Source organism: Frigidibacter sp. MR17.24 (assembly GCF_037095655.1).
Lineage (GTDB): Bacteria > Pseudomonadota > Alphaproteobacteria > Rhodobacterales > Rhodobacteraceae > Frigidibacter.
In genome coordinates this window covers 85,138-107,272 of the sequence record NZ_JBAWKE010000008.1, presented here as the reverse complement: position 1 = coordinate 107,272, position 22,135 = coordinate 85,138, and the positions used below count along the sequence as shown (strand labels likewise).

At 70.8% G+C, this 22,135-nt stretch carries 21 protein-coding genes; 3 read left to right on the top strand and 18 right to left on the bottom strand.

Annotated elements, in window-relative coordinates:
- Positions 1–30: 30 nt before the first annotated feature.
- The 5 genes from V8J39_RS19525 to motA form a co-directional block, all read right to left on the bottom strand.
- Positions 31–1,098 carry an ABC transporter substrate-binding protein gene (locus V8J39_RS19525; protein ID WP_336462640.1) on the bottom strand — a complete coding sequence of 356 codons (1,068 nt, stop codon included), beginning with the start codon at positions 1,096–1,098 and terminating at the stop codon, positions 31–33.
- Between the two features lie 120 nt (positions 1,099–1,218).
- Positions 1,219–2,325: an ABC transporter ATP-binding protein gene (locus tag V8J39_RS19520; RefSeq protein ID WP_336462639.1), complete on the bottom strand. Its 1,107-nt coding sequence runs from the start codon at positions 2,323–2,325 to the stop codon at positions 1,219–1,221.
- 388 nt (positions 2,326–2,713) lie between these two features.
- Complete coding sequence (locus V8J39_RS19515) at positions 2,714–5,161, bottom strand: Hint domain-containing protein (protein WP_336462638.1); 2,448 nt, start codon at positions 5,159–5,161, stop codon at positions 2,714–2,716.
- Positions 5,162–5,280: 119 nt separating this feature from the next.
- Positions 5,281–5,700: a hypothetical protein gene (locus V8J39_RS19510; protein WP_336462637.1), complete on the bottom strand. Its 420-nt coding sequence runs from the start codon at positions 5,698–5,700 to the stop codon at positions 5,281–5,283.
- A gap of 4 nt (positions 5,701–5,704) precedes the next feature.
- Entirely contained in the window at positions 5,705–6,574 is an 870-nt protein-coding gene (motA, locus tag V8J39_RS19505; protein WP_336462636.1) for a flagellar motor stator protein MotA, read from the bottom strand.
- Positions 6,575–6,780: 206 nt separating this feature from the next.
- On the opposite strand from motA, the gene V8J39_RS19500 reads away from it, so the two are divergent.
- Positions 6,781–7,845 (top strand): hypothetical protein, encoded by a 1,065-nt coding sequence (locus tag V8J39_RS19500; protein WP_336462635.1) that lies wholly within the window; start codon positions 6,781–6,783, stop codon positions 7,843–7,845.
- Between the two features lie 45 nt (positions 7,846–7,890).
- Here the strand turns inward: V8J39_RS19500 and V8J39_RS19495 are convergent, their stop codons facing one another.
- From V8J39_RS19495 to V8J39_RS19465, 7 genes are all read right to left on the bottom strand, one after another.
- On the bottom strand, positions 7,891–8,931 hold the full coding sequence (locus V8J39_RS19495; RefSeq protein WP_336462634.1) for a flagellar motor protein MotB: 1,041 nt from the start codon (positions 8,929–8,931) through the stop codon (positions 7,891–7,893).
- A 120-nt stretch (positions 8,932–9,051) separates the two neighbouring features.
- A complete protein-coding gene (locus V8J39_RS19490) occupies positions 9,052–9,558 on the bottom strand; it encodes a MucR family transcriptional regulator (RefSeq protein ID WP_336462633.1) in 507 nt (168 codons plus the stop codon).
- Entirely contained in the window at positions 9,555–9,692 is a 138-nt protein-coding gene (locus tag V8J39_RS19485) for a hypothetical protein (protein WP_336462632.1), read from the bottom strand. Before V8J39_RS19485 ends, V8J39_RS19490 begins: the two co-directional genes overlap by 4 nt.
- Positions 9,689–9,985 carry a MucR family transcriptional regulator gene (locus V8J39_RS19480; RefSeq protein WP_336462631.1) on the bottom strand — a complete coding sequence of 99 codons (297 nt, stop codon included), beginning with the start codon at positions 9,983–9,985 and terminating at the stop codon, positions 9,689–9,691. The genes V8J39_RS19485 and V8J39_RS19480 overlap by 4 nt, the downstream gene beginning before the upstream one ends.
- 129 nt (positions 9,986–10,114) lie before the next feature.
- Positions 10,115–10,849 carry an SDR family NAD(P)-dependent oxidoreductase gene (locus V8J39_RS19475; RefSeq protein ID WP_336462630.1) on the bottom strand — a complete coding sequence of 245 codons (735 nt, stop codon included), beginning with the start codon at positions 10,847–10,849 and terminating at the stop codon, positions 10,115–10,117.
- Positions 10,846–11,619, bottom strand: a complete 774-nt coding sequence (locus V8J39_RS19470) for a DUF1365 domain-containing protein (RefSeq protein ID WP_336462629.1) — start codon at positions 11,617–11,619, stop codon at positions 10,846–10,848. Before V8J39_RS19470 ends, V8J39_RS19475 begins: the two co-directional genes overlap by 4 nt.
- On the bottom strand, positions 11,616–12,911 hold the full coding sequence (locus V8J39_RS19465; protein ID WP_336462628.1) for an NAD(P)/FAD-dependent oxidoreductase: 1,296 nt from the start codon (positions 12,909–12,911) through the stop codon (positions 11,616–11,618). The genes V8J39_RS19470 and V8J39_RS19465 overlap by 4 nt, the downstream gene beginning before the upstream one ends.
- A gap of 257 nt (positions 12,912–13,168) precedes the next feature.
- On the opposite strand from V8J39_RS19465, the gene V8J39_RS19460 reads away from it, so the two are divergent.
- Both V8J39_RS19460 and V8J39_RS19455 read left to right on the top strand, forming a co-directional pair.
- Positions 13,169–13,813: a sigma-70 family RNA polymerase sigma factor gene (locus tag V8J39_RS19460; protein WP_442902619.1), complete on the top strand. Its 645-nt coding sequence runs from the start codon at positions 13,169–13,171 to the stop codon at positions 13,811–13,813.
- A gap of 22 nt (positions 13,814–13,835) precedes the next feature.
- Positions 13,836–14,483: a ChrR family anti-sigma-E factor gene (locus tag V8J39_RS19455; protein ID WP_336462627.1), complete on the top strand. Its 648-nt coding sequence runs from the start codon at positions 13,836–13,838 to the stop codon at positions 14,481–14,483.
- Positions 14,484–14,490: 7 nt separating this feature from the next.
- Here the strand turns inward: V8J39_RS19455 and mutL are convergent, their stop codons facing one another.
- The 6 genes from mutL to purH all read right to left on the bottom strand — a co-directional run bounded on the left by mutL (position 14,491) and on the right by purH (position 22,134).
- Positions 14,491–16,446 carry a DNA mismatch repair endonuclease MutL gene (gene mutL, locus V8J39_RS19450; protein ID WP_336462626.1) on the bottom strand — a complete coding sequence of 652 codons (1,956 nt, stop codon included), beginning with the start codon at positions 16,444–16,446 and terminating at the stop codon, positions 14,491–14,493.
- Positions 16,447–16,488: 42 nt separating this feature from the next.
- A complete protein-coding gene (locus V8J39_RS19445; RefSeq protein ID WP_336462625.1) occupies positions 16,489–17,814 on the bottom strand; it encodes a M16 family metallopeptidase in 1,326 nt (441 codons plus the stop codon).
- Complete coding sequence (locus V8J39_RS19440; RefSeq protein ID WP_336462624.1) at positions 17,811–19,214, bottom strand: M16 family metallopeptidase; 1,404 nt, start codon at positions 19,212–19,214, stop codon at positions 17,811–17,813. The genes V8J39_RS19445 and V8J39_RS19440 overlap by 4 nt, the downstream gene beginning before the upstream one ends.
- A 144-nt stretch (positions 19,215–19,358) precedes the next feature.
- A complete protein-coding gene (locus V8J39_RS19435) occupies positions 19,359–19,922 on the bottom strand; it encodes a DUF3035 domain-containing protein (protein WP_336462623.1) in 564 nt (187 codons plus the stop codon).
- A gap of 93 nt (positions 19,923–20,015) precedes the next feature.
- A complete protein-coding gene (lspA, locus tag V8J39_RS19430) occupies positions 20,016–20,540 on the bottom strand; it encodes a signal peptidase II (protein WP_442902618.1) in 525 nt (174 codons plus the stop codon).
- Between the two features lie 7 nt (positions 20,541–20,547).
- Positions 20,548–22,134: a bifunctional phosphoribosylaminoimidazolecarboxamide formyltransferase/IMP cyclohydrolase gene (gene purH, locus V8J39_RS19425; protein ID WP_336462622.1), complete on the bottom strand. Its 1,587-nt coding sequence runs from the start codon at positions 22,132–22,134 to the stop codon at positions 20,548–20,550.
- Position 22,135 lies beyond the last annotated feature (1 nt).

The window sequence follows — 22,135 nt, the reverse complement described above, 5'->3', positions numbered from 1 at the left end:
GGCGCGCGCCCGAAGGCGCGCGCCTGCGGCTCAGCTGGCGAGCCAGGCGTTGAAGCGCTCGTTCAGCTCGGTGTCGTGGTCGACCCAGAACTCGTAGGACGAGGCCAGCGCATTGCCGAGGTTGGCTTCAGCGGTCGGCAGGTGCGGCGCCATCTCGGTCTTGCCGTCGTTGTAGAGCGGGTACATCGTGCCCGACGACTTGCGCGCCGCGCCATAGCTGATCCAGGCGGCCTGGTCGGCGAGCGCCTTCGAGCTGGTCGAGAACTTGATGTACTCGATCGCCTCTTCGAGGTTCGGCGCGCCCTTCGGGATCACGAACATGTCGTATTCGTAGACCTGACCGTCCCAGATCACTTCGAAGGGTTTGCCCTCGGACACGGCGGCGGCGAAGATGCGGCCGTTGTAGGCAGTGGTCATCGCCACCTCGCCGTCGGCCAGCAGCTGCGGCGGCTGCGCGCCGGCTTCCCACCAGACGACGTCCGACTTGATCTTGTCGAGCATCGCGAAGGCACGGTCCACGCCCTCGGGCGTCTCGAGCACCTCGTAGACCTCGGCGGCGGGCACGCCATCGGCCATCAGCGCCATTTCGAGGTTCGCCTTGGCGCCCTTGCGCATGCCGCGCTTGCCCGGGAACTTCTCGAGATCGAAGAAGTCGGCGATCGAGGTCGGGGCCGTCGACATCTTCGAGCTGTCGTAGGCATAGACCGTCGAGAACACGATGTTGGCCACGCCGCAGTCGGTCAGCGCGCCCGGCAGGAAGTCGTCGGTGGCGGCGGTGCCATCGGCGCCGGCCGGCAGGACCGAGTCGTCGAACTCTTCCAGCAGACCCTCGTCGCACAGGCGCACGGCGTCGGCATATTCGACGTCGGCGACGTCGACGGTGACGTTGTTGGCCTCGACCTGCGCCTTGATCGGCGTCGCCGGGTTGTCGGCGGCCGTCATGTTCACGGCAATGCCGCTCTCGGCGGTGAAGGGCTTGTTGTAAGCCTCAACCTGGCTCTTTTCATACGCACCGCCCCAGGACAGCACGGTGACATCCGCCTGCGCGGCGAAGGCCACTGCCGTCAGGGCGGTGGAGAGGATGAGAACTTTCTTCATTCGGTGGTCTCCCGTTGGATCAGTCTGTGTCGGTCCGCCCGGCCCGTTCCGGGCTTCTTCGGCGGAGTTTGGCTGCGGCCCCGTTGCGGAGCCGTCATTCCTCGTGCGGCGGACGCGCGATCACGCCGGATCGAGCGCGCGGGCGTCGGCCGGGTGCCAGCCGATGCGCACGCTCTGGCCGGGCTCGAGCCGGGTCTGGCCGAGCGTGTTGCGCATCTTCATGACGAAATCGTCGCTGCCGGCGACCTTGAGCCGCGCCCGCAGGATGTCGCCCATGTAGATGACCTCGAGCACTTCGGCCCCGATCATGTGGGCGCCGGGCGGCATCATCTCGGGCTTGAACTCGACGCGCTCGGGGCGGATCGAGACCAGCGTCTGCTGGCCCTTGGTGCGGATGTTGACCGGGGTCGCGTCGATGATCTCGCCGGTCGCGAGCCGCACGACGGCCTTGTCGTCATCAAAGCTCTCGATCGTGCCGGGCAGCTTGTTGTTCTCGCCGATGAACTGCGCGACGAAGCTGTTCTTCGGGCGCTCGTAAAGCTCGGCGGGCGGGGCCAGCTGCTGGATGCGGCCGTCGTTGAACACCGCGACGCGGTCCGACATCGTCAGCGCCTCGCCCTGGTCGTGGGTGACGTAGACCACGGTGATGCCAAGCTGATCGTGCAGGCGCTTGATCTCGAACTGCATGTGCTCGCGCAGCTGCTTGTCGAGCGCGCCCAGCGGTTCGTCCATCAGCACCAGCTCGGGGTCGAAGACCAGCGCGCGGGCCAGCGCGATCCGCTGCTGCTGGCCGCCCGAAAGCTGCGCCGGGCGGCGGTTCACGAACTTCTCCATCTGCACCATGCCCAGCGCGCGCATGATCTTGGTCTCGCGCTCGGCCTTGCCCATGCCGCGCACCTCGAGCGGGAAGGCGAGGTTCTCGCCGACGGTCATGTGCGGGAACAGCGCGTAGTTCTGGAACACCATGCCGATGCCGCGCTTGTGCGGCGGGACCGAGTTGATCGGCCGGCCGGCCAGCTTGATCTCGCCGTTGGTCGCGGTCTCGAAGCCCGCCAGCATCATCAGGCACGTCGTCTTGCCCGATCCCGAGGGGCCCAGCATCGTCAGGAACTCGCCCTTCGCGATCTGGAGGTTGAGATCCTTCACGACGAGGCTCTCACCGTCGTAGCTCTTCTGGACCCTGTCGAATTCGACGAAGGCCGCGTCGGCGGCGCTGGCTGCGGTCAAGTGATGCTCCCCATGTCGGACGCTTTGGTCGCGATTATTCTTCTGCCCGGAACTGAAGCAAAACGCCGTCGTCATTTCAACAGCACGTTGCGGCGTCCCGATGCCCGCCGATTGGGCCGGATGGGGGGATTACAGCCCGTACGAAAGCGACATTCAGCGGCCAGCCTGCGACCTGCCCCGGTGCGCTGGCACGGCGGGGGCGCAGCGGGGGGCGTGGCGGTGGGCGCGGCGCGCAACCGGCGGGGAGGCCGACCGCGGGCAGGCCCGGGGCGACAGTTTTCCGGGCGCCCAAGCCTTGGTCGCGAAGAGCCGCGTCGCGCCGCCAGAACCGGCGCGCGCAGGATGGATGTGATGACAGCGAATCGGCCGGGAGCCGATTCGCGATTCGTCAGGCGGCGATCGCGGCACGGCACAGCGCGTCCACCTCGCGCCGTCCCATCGCCGGTGCGGCCCGGCCGCCATAGAGCCGCTCGGGCGGCTCGAGCCCCAGCACGATCGGCGCGAGGGTCGGACAGGCGAGCAGCAGGCCGCGCCGCATCTCGGCCCCCAGCCCGGCAAGCGCGTTCGGCCCGGGCCAGAAGCTTTCCACTGCCAGCCCGCCGGCCCGCAGCAGGGTATGGCCCGGCATCAGCAGGTGGTAATAGACGACGGGCGCGTGATCCTCGATCACCTGCACGCCGGGCCAGCCAAGCTCTGCCAGCAGGCCCGCGCGCACCAGCCGCCAGCCGGCATCGCTGTTCACCGCCACCGAATGCAGCCGCGACATCCGGATCGGCATCGCGTTGTCCAGCGCCCCTGCCCCGATCTCGACCGGGCGCATGCGCGGATCGGCGGCCACCTCCGCGGCCCCGACCGGGCGCTGCCCGACCCACAGCAGCGGCTGCGGCCCGGCCTCGACCGTCTCGACCATGTCGCCGGGGCGCAGATCTTCGACCCGGCGCGGCCCGTCGGGCGTGTCGATCGGCGTGCCGGCGACCAGGCAGGGGATGCCCATCGCCTGCAGCTGTCCCGGCATCCGCACCGTCGCGGCCGACACGCCGGTCAGCGTGACCGACCCGCCGTCCGGGAAGATGATCAGCGCATTGCCAAAGCCGTCGTCGATCACGGTCACGTCGCGCGCCTTCACCGGGCCGCCGCTGCCGTTCGTCAGCCCCGAGACATCGAGCTGGTCGGTGGTCTTGGCCCCGTTCGCGGTCATGTCGAAATCGGTGATCCGGTCCTGGCCGCCCGAGGGCGAGAAGACGTAATGGTCGATGCCGGTGCCACCCGTCATCACGTCGTCGCCGGTGCCGCCGGTCAGCGTGTCGTTGCCGGTGCCGCCCGAAAGCGTGTCGTTGCCGGTGCCGCCAAGGATGACGTCATCCCCCGCCCCGCCCGACAGCATCATGTTCGCCATGCCGCCCGAGCCGTCGATCGTGTCGTTGCCAGCGCCACCCTGGACCGATTCGATCTCCCAGAACTGGCCGGTGGCCGTGCCGCCGTTGACAGTGTAGGTGCCCATCTCGAACCCGGTCATGTTCAGGTTCAGGCTGTCCGAGCTGCCCATGTAGGAGAAGTCGAGCCGGTCGATCGCGCTGTCGTTGTCGCCGGCATAGATCGTGTCGTTGCCGTCGCCCGAGATGACGTAGAACGTGTCCGCGCCGGTGTCGCCCCAGAGCGTGTCATTGCCGGTGCCGCCGGCGATGCTGTCGTCGCCCGCACCGCCGAAGATCGCGTCGTTGCCGGCCTCGCCCAGAAGGATGTCGTTGCCGGTGCCGCCGAAGATCGTGTCGTCGCCCGATCCGGCCTGCACCCAGTCGTTGCCGTCGCCGCCGTCGATCAGGTCGTTGCCGCCCTCGGCATAGATGTAGTCGTTGCCCGCATCGCCGAACACCGTGTCGTTGCCGTTGCCCGAATAGATCGTGTCGTGGCCGTCGCCGCCGTGGAACTCGTTCGGGCCGGGATCGCCGACCACGCCCTTGATGTCGTCGATCCGGTCGTTGCCGGCGCCACCGTAGACGGTGTTCGCCCCGGCGCCGGCCTGGATGTCGTCATCGCCGGCGCCGCCGTCGATATAGTCGTTGCCGCCTTCGCCCAGGATGCTGTCGTTGCCGTCGCCGCCATAGATCGTGTCGTTGCCGTCGCCCGAGATCAGCGTGTCGGCGCCGCCGCCACCGTCGATGTAGTTCGGCCCGACCAGCCGCGGCCCGACGGCGTCGTCGACATAGTCGTTGCCCTCGCCGCCATAGACGGTGTTCTGGCCCGACCCCATCAGGATCGAATCGTCGCCGTCCCCGCCGAGGATCGAGTCGTTGCCCGCCCCGCCCGAGATGGTGTCGCTGCCGGCACCGCCCGACAGCGTCTCGTTGCCGGAGCCGCCGCTGATCGAGTTCGCCGCGGCCTGGTTGTAGGACAGGCTGTCGAGCGCCGAGTAGAGCGGCGCGTTCGACGAGGTGACGTCGTTCACCGCGGTGATCGTGTACTGAACGCCGGGGGTGACGGCGCCGTCGATGACGATGCCCTTGTAAACCCCCGCGATCTCGATCCGGTAGAGGCGGATGGTGCTGCCGTCGGGCGCCGTCGCGATGATGACGTCCTCGACATAGCCCTTGCCGGACCCGAGGGTCGAGCCGCCGCTGTCCGTCACGACCAGCGTCTGGTCCGCGTCCGACCCGACCTCGTCCGCGCCCGAGTCGCCGTCGAGGTTGGCATCGCCGTCGGTGAAGCTGAAGGTCAGGCCGTTCGTGGCCGCCGTCCATTCGGGATTGAGGTAGATCAGCGTCCCGGCCTGGACCGGCGCGCCGCCGACCGTCTGGAATTGCCCGGGCGCAACGCCCAGAATGTTGTAGGTCGTCATGGCCGTTCCCCGCGCTTCACCGGCGCAGAGCATCGCCTGCAGGCCTTAACGGGAGGTTGCCGAGAGCCCGGCGGAAGCCCCCCCGCGCGCCCAGGGCCGGATCGCCTGCCGGCGTCAGGTCAGCCGCGGCGCCAGCGGTTCAGTGCCGCCTCGGCCAGCGCGGCGGTTTCGGCCCGGGCGCGCTCGTCGTCCTGGCGCGCGGCCTCGGTCTCGGCCAGCTTGCCGTAGGTCTGCACCTCGCGGAACCGTTCGAGCACGCGGTCCTGCTGCTCGGCCGCCAGCCGCTCGAGCCGCTGCGCCTCGGCGGCCAGCCGCGCCTCCTCGGCCCGCATCGCCCGCACGAAGGCGCCGACATAAGGCGCCGTGTCCAGCCCGCCGACATGGGCCTCGTCGGCCAGCCGCTGCAGCGTCCGGGTGCGGTCGGCCTCGAGCCGGGCGATGCGCGCGCGCAGCGTGCCAAGGCCCTGGGCCTCCTGCTGCAGCCGCTCGTCCGCGAGCCGCCGCATCACCCCCAGCGCGTGGTCGCGGCGCGAGGCCATCGCCTCAGGCCGCCAGGGCGAGTTCGCGCTGCGCGGTCTCGACCTCGGCGAAGCCCGGCTGCATCGAGGTGGGGATCGAGCCGCGGCCGATCTCGACGCAGATGTTGGGCGAGTGGCCCGCGACCATGGCGACGATGATGTCGCGGATCACGTTGTAGAAGGCGGCGTCCTCGTCCTCGATCTGCTTCAGGCGGGCCGAGACCGGCGAGACCATGCAATAGGCCAGGAACACGCCGAGGAAGGTGCCGACCAGCGCGCCGCCGATCATCAGGCCCAGCACGGCGGGCGGCTGGTCGATCGAGGCCATGGTCTTGATCACGCCCAGAACGGCCGCGACGATCCCGATCGCCGGCAGGCCGTCCGACACCGTCTGGAGCGCGCCCGCGGGGGCCAGCACCTCGTGGTGGTGCTTCTTGAGCTTGCGGTTGATGACCTCCTCCATCTGGAAGGCGTCATCGAACTGCATCGCGATCATGCGGAAGCTGTCGACGATCAGGTCGGTGGCGAAGTGCTCTTTCTGGATCTTCGGATACTTGCTGAAGATCGGGCTCGCCTCGGGGTTCTCGATATGCTCGTCCAGCGCGAGGATGCCCTTGGTCTTGTACAGCCGGCTCAGCTCGAACATCAGGTTCAGCAGGTCGGTGTAGTCCTTGGCCTTCCACTTGTTGCCCTTGACCGACTTCAGGATGCCGCCCGCCGACTTCTTCGCCATGCCGAACGAGTTCGCCATGATGAACGATCCCAGCGAGGCGCCGCCGATCATCATCCCTTCGAACGGCAGCGCGTGCAGCACGATCTCCATGTTCCCGCCCGAGAGCATGAAGCCCCCGAAGACTAGGCCGAAGACGGTGACCAGACCGATGATGATCGTCATGAAAGGGCTCCGACTGACCCGGCGGCGGGAGGGGTTTCAGGATCGTGGACAGTATTTCGGGAAAGCATGCCCCGTTGGCAATCTAATTCCTGTGTTCGACTACCAAGTGTTGTGGAGTGTGGCCAGAATGTTTGACATCTGTAGTGGTCCATCCTACGGTAAAATCTTAACAACCCTGACGGGACCGGAGCTTCCCGGGACGAGCGATGACGACGAGCGATGCCTTTGCCTTCCTGCCGGGCGACGAGGATCTGGCCCGGATGTTCCGCGACTGGCCGCGGGGCATGCGCCTTGCGCTGTGCCTGGACGCGGGAGGCGCCTGCTCGGCCCTGCTCTACCGCGAGGAAGAGACCGAGGGCCTGCTGCCCCGCATCGCCGCGGCGCTTGGACAGGCGCCCGAGGACACGATCGTCGTGCCCGAGCTTGCCGGCGCCCGCACCCGGCCCCTGCGCTTCTCCGAGGAACAGCGGCTGCTGGCGCTGCTGGCGCTGACCGCCGAGGAACGCGGCCCCGCCCTGCTGGTCGAGGCGGCCGAGGATTACGCGCTGAACGTCCAGTTCGCGCTCGAGGAAGGGCTTGATCCCAGCCGGTTCATCGCGCCCGTCGGCGCGGCCGCGGCGCCTGCCGGCCGCGCGCCCTTCGCCCATCGCTTCACCGCCCAGTCCTTCGTGCAGTCGATCGCGACCGAGGCCGCGCCCGCCGGCTACCGCGCCCTCGCGCCCGAGGAGCGGCTGCGCGCCCGCGCGCTCGAGTGCCGCATTCGGCTCGAGCCGCGGGGCAGCGTCGTCATCGAGACCACGCCCGGCACGCCCGAGGACAGCCGCGACGCGCCGCGCGCCCGCACCGTCTATCTGCGCGACGATCTCGGCGCCTTCGCGCTGCGGCTGTCGGAAATCGCGGGCGCGACCGGCGAGATGGCCGCGCGCTTCACCGTCGAGGCGGCGGCGCTGACCGAGGCGCTGACCACCCCGCTTCAGGCGGGGCCGCTGCAGGCGCGGGTCACGGTGATCGGCGATCATGTCCATGTCCTTCCCGGTTCGCCCGAGGTCCGGGCCGAAACTGCCTCCGTGATGCGGGCCGTGCCCGCCGCGGCGCCGCTGGTCGCCCCGCCGCGCCAGCGCAGCCTTGGCCGGATCGTGCGCGGCGGCTTCGCGGCCGTCGGCCTTTCGGCGATGCTGGCGGTCGCGCTGCAGGCCGCCACCGCGCCGCGCAGCGAGCCGACCGATCTTCAGCGCCAGCTCAGCGACCTGCGCAGCCAGATCTTCCGCTGACCGCCCGGCCGGGCCCCCGGCCCGGAGAACCGGGCCGCACGTTCCTTACAGATTGTCCGACGTCGCCGTGTCGGGGCGCGCGCCCTCGGGCAGCGCCGCGGTCTCGGTGCCGACCTGGTCGCGATAGATCAGGTGCACGGTGATGCGGCGGTTGGTGGGGTCGCGCGGGTCGGCGGCGTTCAGCGGCTCGGTATCGGCAAGACCCGAGATCCGCACGATCCGGCGCGGATCGACACCCGCCGCCATGAACACCCGCCGGGTGGCGTTGGCGCGGTCCGACGACAGCTCCCAGTTCGAATAGTCGCGGCTGCCGGCATAGGGCACCGAGTCGGTGTGCCCGGCGATGATCATCTGGTTCGGCAGGCCGGCGACGGCGGTGCCCAGCTTCTCCATCAGCAGCTCGGTATCGCCCGAGGGGCGGGCGCTGCCCGAGGCGAACATCGACTTGCCGTTGCGGTCGACGATCTGCACCAGCAGGCCGTCGGTCGTCCGCTCGAAGCGGACGTTCTCGCTCAGGCCCTTCAGTTCGGGCGAGTTGGTGATCTGCTGCTGGATCTCGGCGGTGAGCGCTTCGAACTGCGCCTCGTCCTCGGCGCGGCGCTCGGCCGCGGCCTGGCCGCGCTGTTCCTCGGTCAGCTCGCCGGGATCGGCCTGGGTCTCGGCATTGGCGGCCATCTGCTGCGCCGCGCTCTGGGCAAGCCCTGCCCAGGTGTCCTGCGCGCTTTCGACCGCGGTCGGGTTCTCGCGCTCGGCATGGCCCTCGGCAAAGGCCTTGCCCTGGGCGCCGTCGCTGGTCGGCGGCGTGCGCTCGGCCGAGAGCGTGCCGACGCGCGCGTCGCTGGTGCCGGCCAGCAGCCCGAGGCCGCCGGGACCGTTCAGCTGCGAGCTTGAGGGAGAGAAGTAGTCGGCCAGGCCATGGCGGGTCTCCTCCTCGGTCGCGGACAGGATCCACATCAGCAGGAAGAAGGCCATCATCGCCGTCATGAAGTCGGCATAGGCGACCTTCCAGGCCCCGCCGTGGTGGCCCTCGTGTCCATCCTCGACCACGCGTTTCACGATGATCGGGGCCGTATTGGGAATCGCCATGTCTCAACCTCAAGCGTTCTGCTCTCGAGGGAGGACCATGGCCCGCAATCGCGCCGAAAAAGCGGCACAAATTGGTTAACTCGTGACCGAAACCACGGCGTGTTGCCGCGGTGCAGCAGGTCAGGCGCCGATGCGGGCGTATTTCCCGAGGCCGACCTCGCGCGCGTGGCGCGCCTTGCGCTCGCTGTAGCTGGGCGCGACCAGCGGCATGTCCTCGGGCAGGCCGAAGTGCCGGCGGTACTGATCCTCGGTCATGCCATGCTCGGTGCCGAGGTGGCGCTTGAGCATCTTGAAGCCCTTGCCGCAGCACAGGCAGTAGACCTTGTCGCGGGTCACGGCCTGCGACAGCGGCAGGGCCGGCGCGGCATCATCCGCCGCCGGCGGAACCGCGGCGCGGGGCGCGGACATGTGCGCAGGCGCGGGGGCGACGGGCTGGGCGGGGCGCGCCGCCGGCACGAAGCGGGGGGCCGGCGGATGGGCGGCCGGCGTATCGGCACCCGCGCCAAGCTCGTCGCGCAGCCGTGCGACAAGGCGCACGATGTCCTCGATCCCGGTATCGGGACGGGCCGCATAGGCCGCGGCGATGCTCGCGATCATCTCGGCCGTGGGGTCCGGTTTCTCTGTCACGCGCGCTCCGCTGCCGCCGATTCCCGTTCCGGGCCTTCTGCCCGGCTCACAAGGTGTAGCATGAATTCCATGAATTGCGAACCAAAGCGCACCGAACGAGCCCTGACGGCGACGGCGCTGGCGACGGCGCTCATGCCTGGTCTCCGGGCGGCCCGGCCCCCGCCACGCGGCGACGCTGCGCGGCATAGGCCGGCGCGACCATCGGATAGCTGTCGGCCAGCCCCCAGCGCCGCCGGTACTGCGCCGGGGTCATCCCGAAGCGGCGCGACAGGTGGCTGCCCAGCAGCACGACCCTTTCGCCGGTCTCGAGGCAGACGAGGTGATCTTGCATGATGCTGTCGGCCACGGACACCGGCGGCACGGGCACCGGGATCGGCGCGGGGCCCAGGCCAATCAGACGGCCGATGTTATGGATTAACTGCCTCATCATTGCTCCGGACCATATAGGTGCGAAGATTAAAGCGGCGTCTAAATTTTGCCTTATCTTGCTGCGATCATGAGAAATCCGGCCTAATCATTACGGTTTCTTTACCCGACCTTCATGATTTCGCAAGGATCAGCCGATGATCCGGTCCCACAGCCGGTCGGGCAGGATCCGACCCCAGGTGAACAGCCGCGAGAAGCCGGTGGGGAAATCCAGCCGGAACCGGGACGAGCGGATGTGGGCCACGATCCGCTGGGCGGCCTGTTCGGGTTCCATCAGGCCCGGCATCCGGAAGCTGTTCTGCGCCGTCAGCCGGGTGCGGATGAACCCCGGGTTGACCAGCTGCACCTGCACGCCGCTGCCGCGCAGGTCGATGCGCAGGCAGTCGGCGAGCGACATCACCCCCGCTTTCGACGCGGCATAGCCCACCGCCCCCGGCAGGCCGCGATAGCCGGCGAGCGAGCCCGTCAGCACGATGCGCCCATGTCCCTGCGCCAGCATCGCGGGCACCACGTGGCCCATCACCCGCAGGCAGCCGCCCAGGTTCACCTCGGCCATCGCCGCCGCCTTCTCGGGGTCGAACTGCTGCGCCCGCATCGGCCAGTAGATCCCGGCCAGCCAGACCACGCCGTCGACCGGCCCCAGCCCCTGCGCGGCAGCCGCAACCGAGGCGGGATCGGTCACATCCATCGGCAGCGCCGTCGCCGTCCCCGGCAGCCGCGCGGCAAGATCGCGCAGACGCGCCTCGCCGCGGGCCGAGACGACGACCTCGGCCCCCTCTTCGGCCATCTGCCAGGCCAGCGCCCGGCCGAGCCCCTCGCTCGCGCCGATCAGCCACCAGCGGCGGCCGGCAATCGCATCGCTCATCGCGTCACCTCGGCCGCGGGCGGCTGCGGGCGCGGGCGATAGCGCACCCCCTTCAGCCACAGCCGCAGCGCCTGCCAGTGGATCAGGCCCCAGACCCGCCGCGCGCCAAGCGGCCGGCGCAGCATCGCCGCGGCGATCCCGGCCCGCGTCAGGGCCCGGCGCGTGCCGGCGAAGCTGGCGTAAAGCCCGTCGGCGCCGGCCCGGTAGTCGATGAAGATCCCGACGCGCCCCCCCTCGAGATCGAAGCGGAAGGTATAGCCGCCGGCGATGTCCTGGAACGGCGAGACATGGAACACCTTGCGCGCCCCGATCCGGTCGTCGCGCGTGATCGGGGCAAGGTCCGGGCGCACGCAGAGGTAGGAATGGCGGTCGCCGAAGGTGTTGGACACTTCGGCCACCACGGCCCGCAGCCGGCCCGCGCCGTCGCGGGCCAGCCAGAACGCCACCGGGTTGAACACGTGGCCCAGCACCCGCGGCTGCGCGATCAGCCCGATGCGCAGGCCGGGGACGGCGATGCCCTCGGCCGCCAGCACCTCGCGCAGCCAGGCCGCGCCCCGCCCCTGCCCGGGCGCGCCGCCATGGTCGCGGTCGCGCAGCCCCAGCACCCCGCCGCGGCGCGAGAACGGCCAGGGCGCCGCGACCGGCGCCTCCATGTCGGGGATGTGGACATAGTCGAAGCCGTGGCGGAACGCATGCGCGACCGCGCCGCGCCGGACATGACAGGTCGCGCCGGCGATGTGCTCGACCCGGTTCGTCGCGGCACCGGTCATGCCGCGGCCATGGCCTTGGGACGGGCGATGGCGAGGGCGACATCCTCGGCGCTGGCGAAGCCGTCCTCGTGGAAGCCGTCATGCATCCAGGCGCCGCAGTACCAGGTCGCGCGCGTCCCGTTCAGCGCCCGGATCCGCTCGCGCCCCGCCAGCGCTGCAAGATCGTAGACCGGGTGGTGGAACACGGTCTCGTCATGCACCAGCTCGTCGCGGATCGCGCCGCCGTTGAGGGTCACGAACAGCGGGTCGTCGGCCGGGATCGGCTGCAGCGAGTTCATCCAGTAGGTCAGCTGGATCCGGTCCGAGCGCGCGCCCGGCGGCTCTGCATAGACCCAGCTGGCCCAGGCCGCGCGCCGGCGCGGCATCACCGAGGCATCGGCATGCAGCACCGCCCGGTTGGGCTGGTAGCGCACCGCGCCAAGGCCTGCGCGCTCGCCCTCGGACGGGTCCGCCAGCAGCGCCAGCGCCTGGTCCGCATGGCAGGCGAGGATCACCGCGTCGAACCGCTCCCACGCGCCGCCGTCCATCCGCAGCTCGGGCCCGGCCAGGTCGTCGGGTCGCCGCACCGCCGCCACGGGGCTGCCGCGCCGGATCTCGACCCCGCGCGCCAGCAGGCTCGCCTCGAGCCGCGAGACATATTCGCGCGACCCGCCCTTCACCGTCAGCCACTGGTGCTGGCCGCTCACCGACATCAGCGCGTGGTTGGCGAAGAAGCGCAGCATCGGCCGGGCCGGGAAATCGAGCATCCCCGCGACCGGCGTCGACCAGATCGCGCCCGAGATCGGGGTCAGGTAATAGTCTCGGAACCACCGCCCCGTGCCCAGCCGCCGCAGCAGCCCGCCGACGGTCAGGTCCGGGTCATCGGCCGCCGCCAGCCCGTTGCGGTTGAAGTGCACGATGTCGCGCAGCATCCGCCAGAACCGCGGATCGCCGGCGCGGCGCTTCTGCGCGAACAGCGCGGCAGCGTTGCGCAGCCCGTATTCGAACCGCCCGCCCCCGATCGAGGCGCCGAAGCTCATGTCGCTGTCGGCGACCGGCACGTCCAGCTCGTGGAACAGCTGCGTCAGCCGGGGATAGTTCACCCGGTTGAAGACGATGAAGCCGGTGTCGACGGGCTGGTCGCCGCGCCGCCCCGCCATCACCGTGCGGGCATGGCCGCCCAGCCGGGGCGCGGCCTCGATCAGCGTCACTCTCTCGGTGCCTGCCAGCAGGTGCGCGGCCGCCATCCCCGAGATGCCGCCGCCGATGATGGCGATCCGGCGCGGCGCGACGGTGGGGTATTCGAACGGCATGCGTCGCCTCGCTGGGGTCCCCGAAGGGGTCGTTGGGCCGGATGAACCGCCGGATGAACCCGGTGGTATCAGCGTATTACGCGCCCCGCAGCCCGTCGGATCACGCCCGGCGATCTTTCCGCCCGCGCCGCACCCGGCACCGGTGCAAAAAATTCGCGGCCCCGTCCGCCGCCGGTGATCCGGCACGCGAGGGCCAGCGTAGCCTTCACATGTTAACCGACAGCACCCTCCTTGGCGATTTTGCGGATGCATCTCCGATGCCGGCGCCCTATCCTCAGGCGGCGGAGCCGGTCGCTCCGCGCGGACGGAGGATCGCTGTGCGCGTGACCGCCACAGATGAAGAACCGCGCCGCCGTGGCGCGGCATCGGGACCCGCCGAGGACTGGGCCCCGGTGATGGCCGCGATCCGCGATGCCCGCGACACGGCCGCCTTCGCGCGTCTCTTCGACCACTTCGCGCCGCGGGTGAAGGGCTTCCTGATCAAGTCCGGGTCCGACGCCGCGGCGGCCGAGGACTGCGCGCAGGATGTCATGGCCGTGTGCTGGAACCGCGCGCATCTCTACGACCCGTCGCGGGCCTCGGTCGCGACCTGGATCTTCACCATCGCCCGCAACCGCCGGATCGACGGGCTGCGCAAGTCGCGCCGCCCCGAGCCCGAGGACCTGCCATGGGGCCCCGAGGCCGAGCCCGACCCCGAGGATGCGCTGGCCCTGCGCGAGGCCTCGCAAGAGCTTGCCGCCGCGGTGACCCGCCTGCCCGAGGCCCAGCGCGACCTGATCGTGCAGGCCTATTTCGCCGATCGCAGCCAGAGCGAGATCGCGGCCCAGACGGGCCTGCCGCTCGGCACCATCAAATCCCGGATTCGCCTGGCGCTGGCGCGCCTGCGCGCGGACATGACCTGACCACCCGATGATGCAGCCGCCCATGATGACGCAACCGAACCACCACCTGACCGACGCGCTGATCGCGGATTACGCCGCGGGCCGCCTGCCCGAGGCCTTCGCCGTGGTCGTGGCCGCCCATGTCTCGTACTGCGACGCCTGCCGCGCCGCCGTCGGCGCGCAGGAGGCCTTCGGGGCCGCGCTGATGGAGACGGCCGAGCCCGTCGCGATGTCCGCCGGCGCGATGCAGGCGGCGATGTCGCGCATCCTCGCCGCGCCCCCGCTGCGCGTGGCCGCCGCCCCCGGCGGCGCCGTGCTGCCCGCGCCGGTGCGCGACATCGTCGGCGGCGACCTTGGCGCCGTGCGCTGGCGCCCGGTCGGCATGGGGGTGAAACAGGCGGTGCTGCCGACCAGCGGCGCCGGGTCGGTGCGGCTGCTGTCGATCCCGCCGGGCATGGCGATGCCCGAGCACGGCCACCGCGGCCGCGAGATCACGCTGGTGCTGCAGGGTGCCTATGCCGATGCCGACGGCACCTATCGGGCCGGCGATGTCGAAGTCGCGGGCGACGAGGTCGAGCACACGCCGGTGGCCGAGCCCGGCGAGACCTGCATCTGTCTGGCCGCGACCGACGCGCCGCTGCGGTTCCGGGCGCTGATCCCGCGGCTGGTGCAGCCGTTCCTCGGGATCTGATCCCGGCTCAGCTGCGGCCGAACAGCCGCTCGATGTCCGACAGCTTCAGCTCGACATAGGTCGGGCGGCCGTGGTTGCACTGGCCCGACCCCGGCGTCGCCTCCATCTCGCGCAGCAGCGCGTTCATCTCCTCGACCCGCATCTGCCGGCCGGAGCGGACAGAGCCGTGGCAGGCCATCCGGCTCAGCACCGCGTCGATCCGGGCCCGCAGCCGCGTGCTCTCGCCAAGGTCCGACAGCTCGTCGAGGATGTCGCGCACCAGCCGCGCGGCATCGCAGCGCCCGAGCAGCGCCGGCGTCTCGCGCACCGCGACCGCGCCGCCGCCAAAGGCCTCGATCACCAGCCCCAGCGCCGCGAGATCCTCGGCATGGTCGAGAAGCAGGGCCGCTTCGCCGGGGCGCAGCTCGACGATCTCGGGAATCAGCAGCGCCTGCGCCGGGATCGCGCGCTCGGCCGCCTGCGCCTTCAGCCGCTCGTAGACCAGCCGCTCGTGCGCGGCATGCTGGTCGACGATGACGAAGCCCGCCTCGGTCTGCGCCACGATCCAGTTCTCGTGCAGCTGCGCCCGCGCCGCGCCCAGCGGACGGTGCAGCGCCGCCTCCTCGGCCTCGGGGACCGGCGCCTCGTAGCGGCCCGAGGCCTCGGCGAAGCCCTCGAACGCGGCCGCCGGGCCCGGGATCGGCCCCGCGGCCGCAGTCGGGGTCGCAGTCGGGGTCGGCGGCGCGCCATAGGCCGGCGCCGGCACCTCGGGCGCCTGGAAGGCGAAGCCCGAACGGATCGCCCCCTGCGAGGGACGGTCCATCTGGTAGACCCGGGGCGGCATCGCGGCGCCCTGTGGCAGGCCCCCCGTCACGCCGGAAAAGGCCGCCGCTTCCGGCCGCATCGCCCCCAGCGTCGCCCCGGCGACGGTCGACGAGGCGCGATGCCCCGCCCCCGCCAGCGCGTGGCGCAGCCCCGAGACGATCAGCCCGCGCGCCACGCCCGGGTCGCGGAAGCGCACCTCGGACTTGGCCGGGTGCACGTTGACGTCGACCAGCTGCGGATCGCAGGTCAGAAACAGCGCCGCCGCCGGGTGGCGGTCGCGCGACAGCACGTCCATGTAGGCCGCGCGCAGCGCCCCCACCATCAGCTTGTCCCGCACCGGGCGGTCGTTGACGAACAGGAACTGCTCGACCGCGGCGCCGCGCGAATAGGTCGGCAGCGCGGCGAAGCCGGTCAGCCGGATGCCCTCGCGCTCGGCGTCGATCGCCAGCGCGTTGTCGGCGAAGTCGCGGCCCAGCACCCGGCCCAGCCGCGCCGACAGCGCCTCGAACATCTCGCCCTGCTCGGCCTCGGCGCGGAACACCACCCGATCGGCGGTCTCGTCGCGCAGGCTGAAGGCGACGCCGGGCGCGGCCATGGCAAGGCGCCGGATCACGTCGGCGATCGCCTGCGCCTCGGCGCGGTCGGTGCGCAGGAATTTCAGCCGCGCGGGCGTGGCGAAGAACAGGTCGCGCAGCTCGACCACCGTGCCCTTCGACAAGGCCGCCGGGCGGACGCCCTCGTCCCGTCCCGCCGTCACCGCGATCCGCGCCGCCTCGTGGCCCTCGGCGCGCGAGGTGATCGTCAGCCGCGCGACGGCCCCGAGCGAGGGCAGCGCCTCGCCGCGGAAGCCGAAACTGCGGATGTCGAGAAGGTCGGTGCCGTCGATCTTCGAGGTCGCGTGCCGCGACAGCGCCAGCGGCAGGTCCGCGGGCGCCATGCCGCAGCCGTCGTCGGTGACCCGGATCAGCCGCTTGCCACCCTCGGCGATCACCACCTCGATGCGGCGCGCGCCGGCGTCGATCGCGTTCTCGACCAGCTCCTTGACCGCCGAGGCCGGCCGCTCGACCACCTCGCCCGCGGCGATGCGGTTGATCGCGGCCTCGTCCAGCTGACGGATCACCGGGCTTTGCGTTAACATCTTGGGGGCATGAAGGGTCATGCCCCCAGATCTAGCATCTGCGGCCGGATTCGCAAACCCGCCTCAGTTCGACGCGGCCAGTCCCGCCGGCTGCCCCGTCACCACGAAGCGCAGGGCGTCCGGGCGGATGTACTCGGCCGCGACCCGCTTGATGTCCTCGAGGCTGACCGCCTCGACCTTGGCGTCGCGGGTCTCGACATAGTCCGGCGTCAGGTGATCAAGCTGCATGCCGTCGAGGATGCTCGCGATGTTCGAGCTGCCGTCGAACCTCAGCGGGTACGAGCCGAGCAGATAGGTCTTCGCCGCCTCGAGCTCGGCCTCGGTGACGCCGTTCTGCGCGATGTCGGTCCAGACGTCGCGCACCACCTGCACCGCCTCGGCAACCTTGTCGTTGGACGAGGCGAAGCTGCCCTGCCAGGTCTCGGCGAAGTCGCGCGGCACGATGTAGCTGTAGGCGCCGTAGGTCAGGCCGCGCTTCTCGCGCACCTCCTGCATCAGCCGCGACGAGAAGCCGCCGCCGCCGATGATCTGGTTCAGCACATAGGCGGGGAAGAAGTCGGGATCGTCGCGCTTGATGCCCTTCTCGCCGAAGATCACCACCGATTGCGGCGTGTCGAAGGGCACGATGGTGACGCCGCCGGTCAGGTCCATCGGCGCCCGGCCCGGCATCTCGGCCCCGGTCGCGGGCAGCTCCGCCGTCAGCTCGTCGATCAGCTTGCCCAGTGCCTCGGGCGTGATGTCGCCCGCGGCCGAGATCACGATGCGGTCGCGCGCCAGCACCCGGTCCTTGGCGTCCCGCAGGTCGTCGGCGGTCAGGCCCTGCACGCTGTCGGCGGTGCCGCTGACCGAGGTCGCATAGGGATGATCGCCAAAGGCCTGCGCGCCGAAGGCCTTCGCCGCCAGCGCCTGCGGGTCGACCGCCTCGGCGGCGATGCCCGACAGCACCTGGCCGCGCACCCGCTCCAGCGCGTCGGGGGCGAAGCTGGGGCGGGTCAGCGCGCATTTCAGCAGCGCCACCGCCTGATCGCGGTTCTCGGTCAGCATCCGCGCGCCGATCGACACGGTGTCGTCGCCCGCGTCGAAGGAATAGCTTGCCGCCAGCGCCTCGCGCGCCTCGGCGAAGCCACGCGAATCCCGGTCGCCGCAGCCCTCTTCCAGCATTCCCGCCATCAGGTTGATCGCGCCGCGCTTGCCCGGCGCGTCCAGGCTCGCGCCGCCCCGGAACGAGATGTCGAGCGCGACGAAGGGCAGGGTGTGGTCCTCGACCAGCCAGGCCGTCAGCCCAGCGGGCGAGCTGACCTCCTGGATGTCGACCGCGGCGGCGGCGGGTTGGGTGGCGACCAGCAGGAAGCCGGCCGAGACCGTGGCGGAGATCAGGCTCCGGATCATTGCAGCACCTCGCCATTGCCTTGCATCGGGGCCGAGGCCGGGGTCACCGCCTCGGGCGCGCCCGGTTTCGTCTGCAGCCAGCCGGTCACGGCATGATCGCGGTTCAGCACGTCCTTCGCCGCGGCCATCACGTCCTCGGCCGTGACCGCCTGCAGCGCCGCCGGCCAGTCGGCCACGTCCTGCATCGTCAGACCCGAGGTCAGCGCCTCGCCATACTTGCGCGCCAGCCCCGCGACGCTGTCCTGGGCATAGATCTCGGCGGCGCGGACCTGGGTCTTCACCCGCTCCAGCTGCGCCGGGTCGACGCCCTCGGCCATGAACGCGTCCAGCGCGGTGTCGAGCGCGGCCTCGGCATCGGCCAGCGCGATCCCCGGCAGCGGCATGATCACCACCCCGAAGGTCGTGTCGTCGAGCGAGGTCGCGTCGTAGAAGGCCGAAGTGTAAAGCGCCGTCTTGCTGTCGAAGGTCAGCTTGCGCCCCAGCACCGAGGTCTGGCCGTCCCCGCCCAGAAGCTCGGCCAGCACGGTCAGCGCGGCGGCCTCCTTCTGGTCGCCGGCGTCGCGCTCGGGCGCGAGATAGGTGCGCATGACATAGGGCCGCGACACGCGCGGATCGGCATAGGTCACGCGCCGCTCGGCGATCTGCGGCGGCTCCTGCGGGCGGGCACGCTCGGCCAGTCCCTCGGTCGGCGCGATCGGGCCATAGTACTTCTCGGCCAGCCCGCGCACGGCATCGGGCGTCACGTCGCCGGCGACGACCAGCACCGCGTTGTTGGGCGCGTAATAGGTGCGGTACCACTCCAGCGCGTCCTCGCGCGTCAGCCCCTCCATCTCGTGGCGCCAGCCGATGATCGGGATCCGGTAATGGTGGTTGAGGTATTGCGCCGCCTGCCGCTGTTCGTTGAACAGCGCGCCGGGGTCGTTGTCGATCCGCTGCGAGCGCTCCTCGAGGATCACCTGCCGCTCGGTGTCGACATCGGATTGCGACAGCTTCAGGCCGCGCATCCGGTCGGCCTCCATCTCCATCACCCGGTCGAGGTTCGCGGCCGAGACGCGCTGGTAATAGCCGGTGTAATCCGAGGTGGTGAAGGCGTTGTCAGAACCGCCGAGGCTCTCGACGATGCGCGAGAACTCCTTGGGCCCGACCTTGTCGGTGCCCTTGAACATCAGGTGTTCCAGGAAGTGGGCGATGCCCGACTTGCCGGGCTGCTCGTCGGCGGCGCCGGCCTTGTAGTAGATCATCTGCGTGACCGCCGGGGCGCGGTGGTCCTCGATCACGACGACCTGCAGACCGTTCTCCAGGGTGAAATCGCTGATCTCTCCCGCCTGCGCGGCGGGCCCGATCCCGGCCGAGAGCGCGCAGGCCGAAAGCACGGCGGCGCCGAAATGCCTGAGGGCCATGAAGCGTCCTTTCCCCGATGGTCTTCGGGCGGGGACGTTATCCGGGCCGGCCCGAACCGTATAGACCGCTGACGGGGATGTGACGGCAGGACCCTGCGGCCGCGCCCGGCCGGCCGGGCGAGGGGCGCCGGCGCCGCGCGGTGCTCACTCGTCCGCGGTGGGCGGCGGCGGCGCGCCGACGGTGCGCACGCCGCGCGCGCGCCAGCGCTGCAGCTCGCCTTCCTGGTCCAGGCTCTGGCCGTCATAGGCCTTGTAGTAGCGGTTGAGCGAGAACACCCGTTCCAGGAACCGGCCCTGGTTCTCGCGCCGCCAGGCAAGGTCCTCGGCCGCCAGCGTCGGGCGGATCGCCTCCTGGCTGCCGAATCGACCCGTGGCGCTCAGCAGGCCCTGGTCGCGCGCGGTGCCGCGCAGCGCGTTCACATTGCCGCCGAGCGCGGCGATCGCGTCGGCCTCGGGCGTGGGATCGGTGATGTTGGTGCCGCCCGGCGTCGGCTCCGGCAGCGCGGCATAGTCCGCGGGCTGCTCCAGCGGCTTGGTCGGCAGGATCGAGAACTCGTCGGCGCCGTCGCTGCGCAGGTTCATCAGGTTCGGCACGCCGTCGCCGTCACGGTCGCCGCTGCCGCAGGCAGCCAGGCCCAGCATGGTCGCGACCGCCAGGACCGTCCGGCCCCGCAGCATCACTCCCGCCTTTTCGCGCCGCGCCAGCATCGGCGTACTCCCCTGCCCGTCGTCTTCCATCGCCCGGCCGCCGTCAGGGGCGGCCCAGCCTTTGCGCGTTCTTAACCGATGCCGCCCAGCGCGTCACGGCCCTTTCGCCCGACCGCCCCGGGCCGGGCGCGCCGCGCCCTTCCCGGTCTTGGCATCGCCGGTGAACAGCACCAGCGCGATCGCCCCGGCAAAGATCGCGATATCGGCGACATTGAAGGAATACGGGTTCGAAAACCCCGGGAATCCCATGTTCAGGAAGTCGGCGACCGCGCCGTAAAGCACCCGGTCCAACACGTTGCCGACCGCGCCGCCGATGAGCAGACCGGCGCCGATCCGCGCCAGCCGGCCCTGCCCGCCGCGCCGGATCCAGATCCAGACCCAGGCCGAGATCGCCAGCGCCAGCACCACGAGACCCCAGCGCGCGATCTCGGCCGAGTTCGACAGCAGCCCGAAGTTGACGCCCTGGTTCCAGGCCATGCGGAACTGCAGCCAGGGCGGCGCCACGTCGATCGCCAGCCGCTCGTCCAGGCGAAGCCCGTGCACCACGACGATCTTCGTCACCTGATCCAGCAGGAAGGTGACGGCGGCGGTCACGACGACGGGGCGCATGCCGGCCATCGGCGGCTCAGTGCCGGAAGTGGCGCATGCCGGTGAAGACCATGGCGATCCCGGCCTCGTCGGCGGCGGCGATCACCTCGGCGTCGCGCATCGAGCCGCCGGGCTGGATCACCGCCAGCGCACCGGCCTCGGCCGCGGTCAGCAGACCGTCCGGGAACGGGAAGAACGCGTCCGAGGCGACGACGCAGCCCTTGGTCAGCGGCGCGTCGAGGCCCAGCGCCTCGGCCATGTCCTCGGCCTTGCGCGCGGCGATCCGGGTGCTGTCCACGCGGCTCATCTGGCCGGCGCCGACGCCGACCGTCGCGCCGTCCCTGACGTAGATGATCGCGTTCGACTTCACGTGCTTGGCAACCTTCCAGGCGAACAGCAGGTCGTCCATCTGCGCGTCCGTCGGGGTCTTCTTCGTGACGACCTTCAGATCGCCCTTGGTCAGGCGGCCATTGTCCTTGCCCTGCACCAGCATGCCGCCGGCGACCTGGCGATAGGTCAGGATCTCGGCCGTCGGATCGGGCAGCGCGCCGGTCACCAGCAGCCGCAGGTTCTTCTTCGCGGCGAAGATCGCGATCGCCGCGTCGTCGGCCTCGGGCGCGATCACGACCTCGGTGAAGATCTTCACGATCTCTTCCGCCGTCGCCGCGTCCAAGCGGCCGTTCAGCGCCACGATCCCGCCGAAGGCCGAGGTGCGGTCGCAGTCATAGGCGCGCTTGTAGGCCTCGAGCAGGCTCGACCCGGTGGCGACGCCGCAGGGGTTGGCATGCTTGATGATCGCCACCGCCGGCTGCTCGGTGCCGAATTCGGCCACCAGCTCGAACGCCGCGTCGGTGTCGTTGATGTTGTTGTAGGACAGCTCCTTGCCCTGCAGCTGCTTCGCCGTCGCCACGCCCGGGCGGCCGGTGCCGTCCAGGTAGAAGGCCGCCGACTGGTGCGGGTTCTCGCCGTAGCGCAGCGTCTGGGCCAGGGTGCCGGCGAAGGCGCGGCGGCGCGGGGTCGCCTCGTCGATCGCCTTGGCCATCCAGGTCGACACCGCGGCGTCGTAGGCGGCGGTGCGGGCATAGGCCGCCTGCGCCAGCCGCTGGCGGAACGCCATCGAGGTGCGGTCGTCGTTGGCGTCCAGCTCGGCCAGGACGGCGGCGTAATCCTCGACATCGACGACGACGTTGACGAAGGCGTGGTTCTTCGCCGCGGCGCGGATCATCGCCGGGCCGCCGATGTCGATGTTCTCGATGCAGTCGTCATAGGCGGCGCCCTTCGCGACCGTCGCCTCGAACGGGTAGAGGTTCACCACCAGCAGGTCGATCGGCGCGATGCCGTGGGTCTCCATCGCGGTGCGGTGTTCCTGGTTGTCGCGCAGCGCCAGCAGCCCGCCGTGGACCTTGGGGTGCAGCGTCTTCACCCGGCCGTCCATCATCTCGGGGAAGCCGGTGACATCGGCCACGTCGGTCACCGACAGCCCGGCCTCGCGCAGCATCTTCGAGGTGCCCCCGGTCGACAGCAGCTCCACCCCCCGGGCGGCCAGCGCCTGTGCGAATTCGAGAAGCCCGGTCTTGTCGGACACCGAGAGAAGCGCGCGGGAGATCGGAAGCAGGTCGGTCATG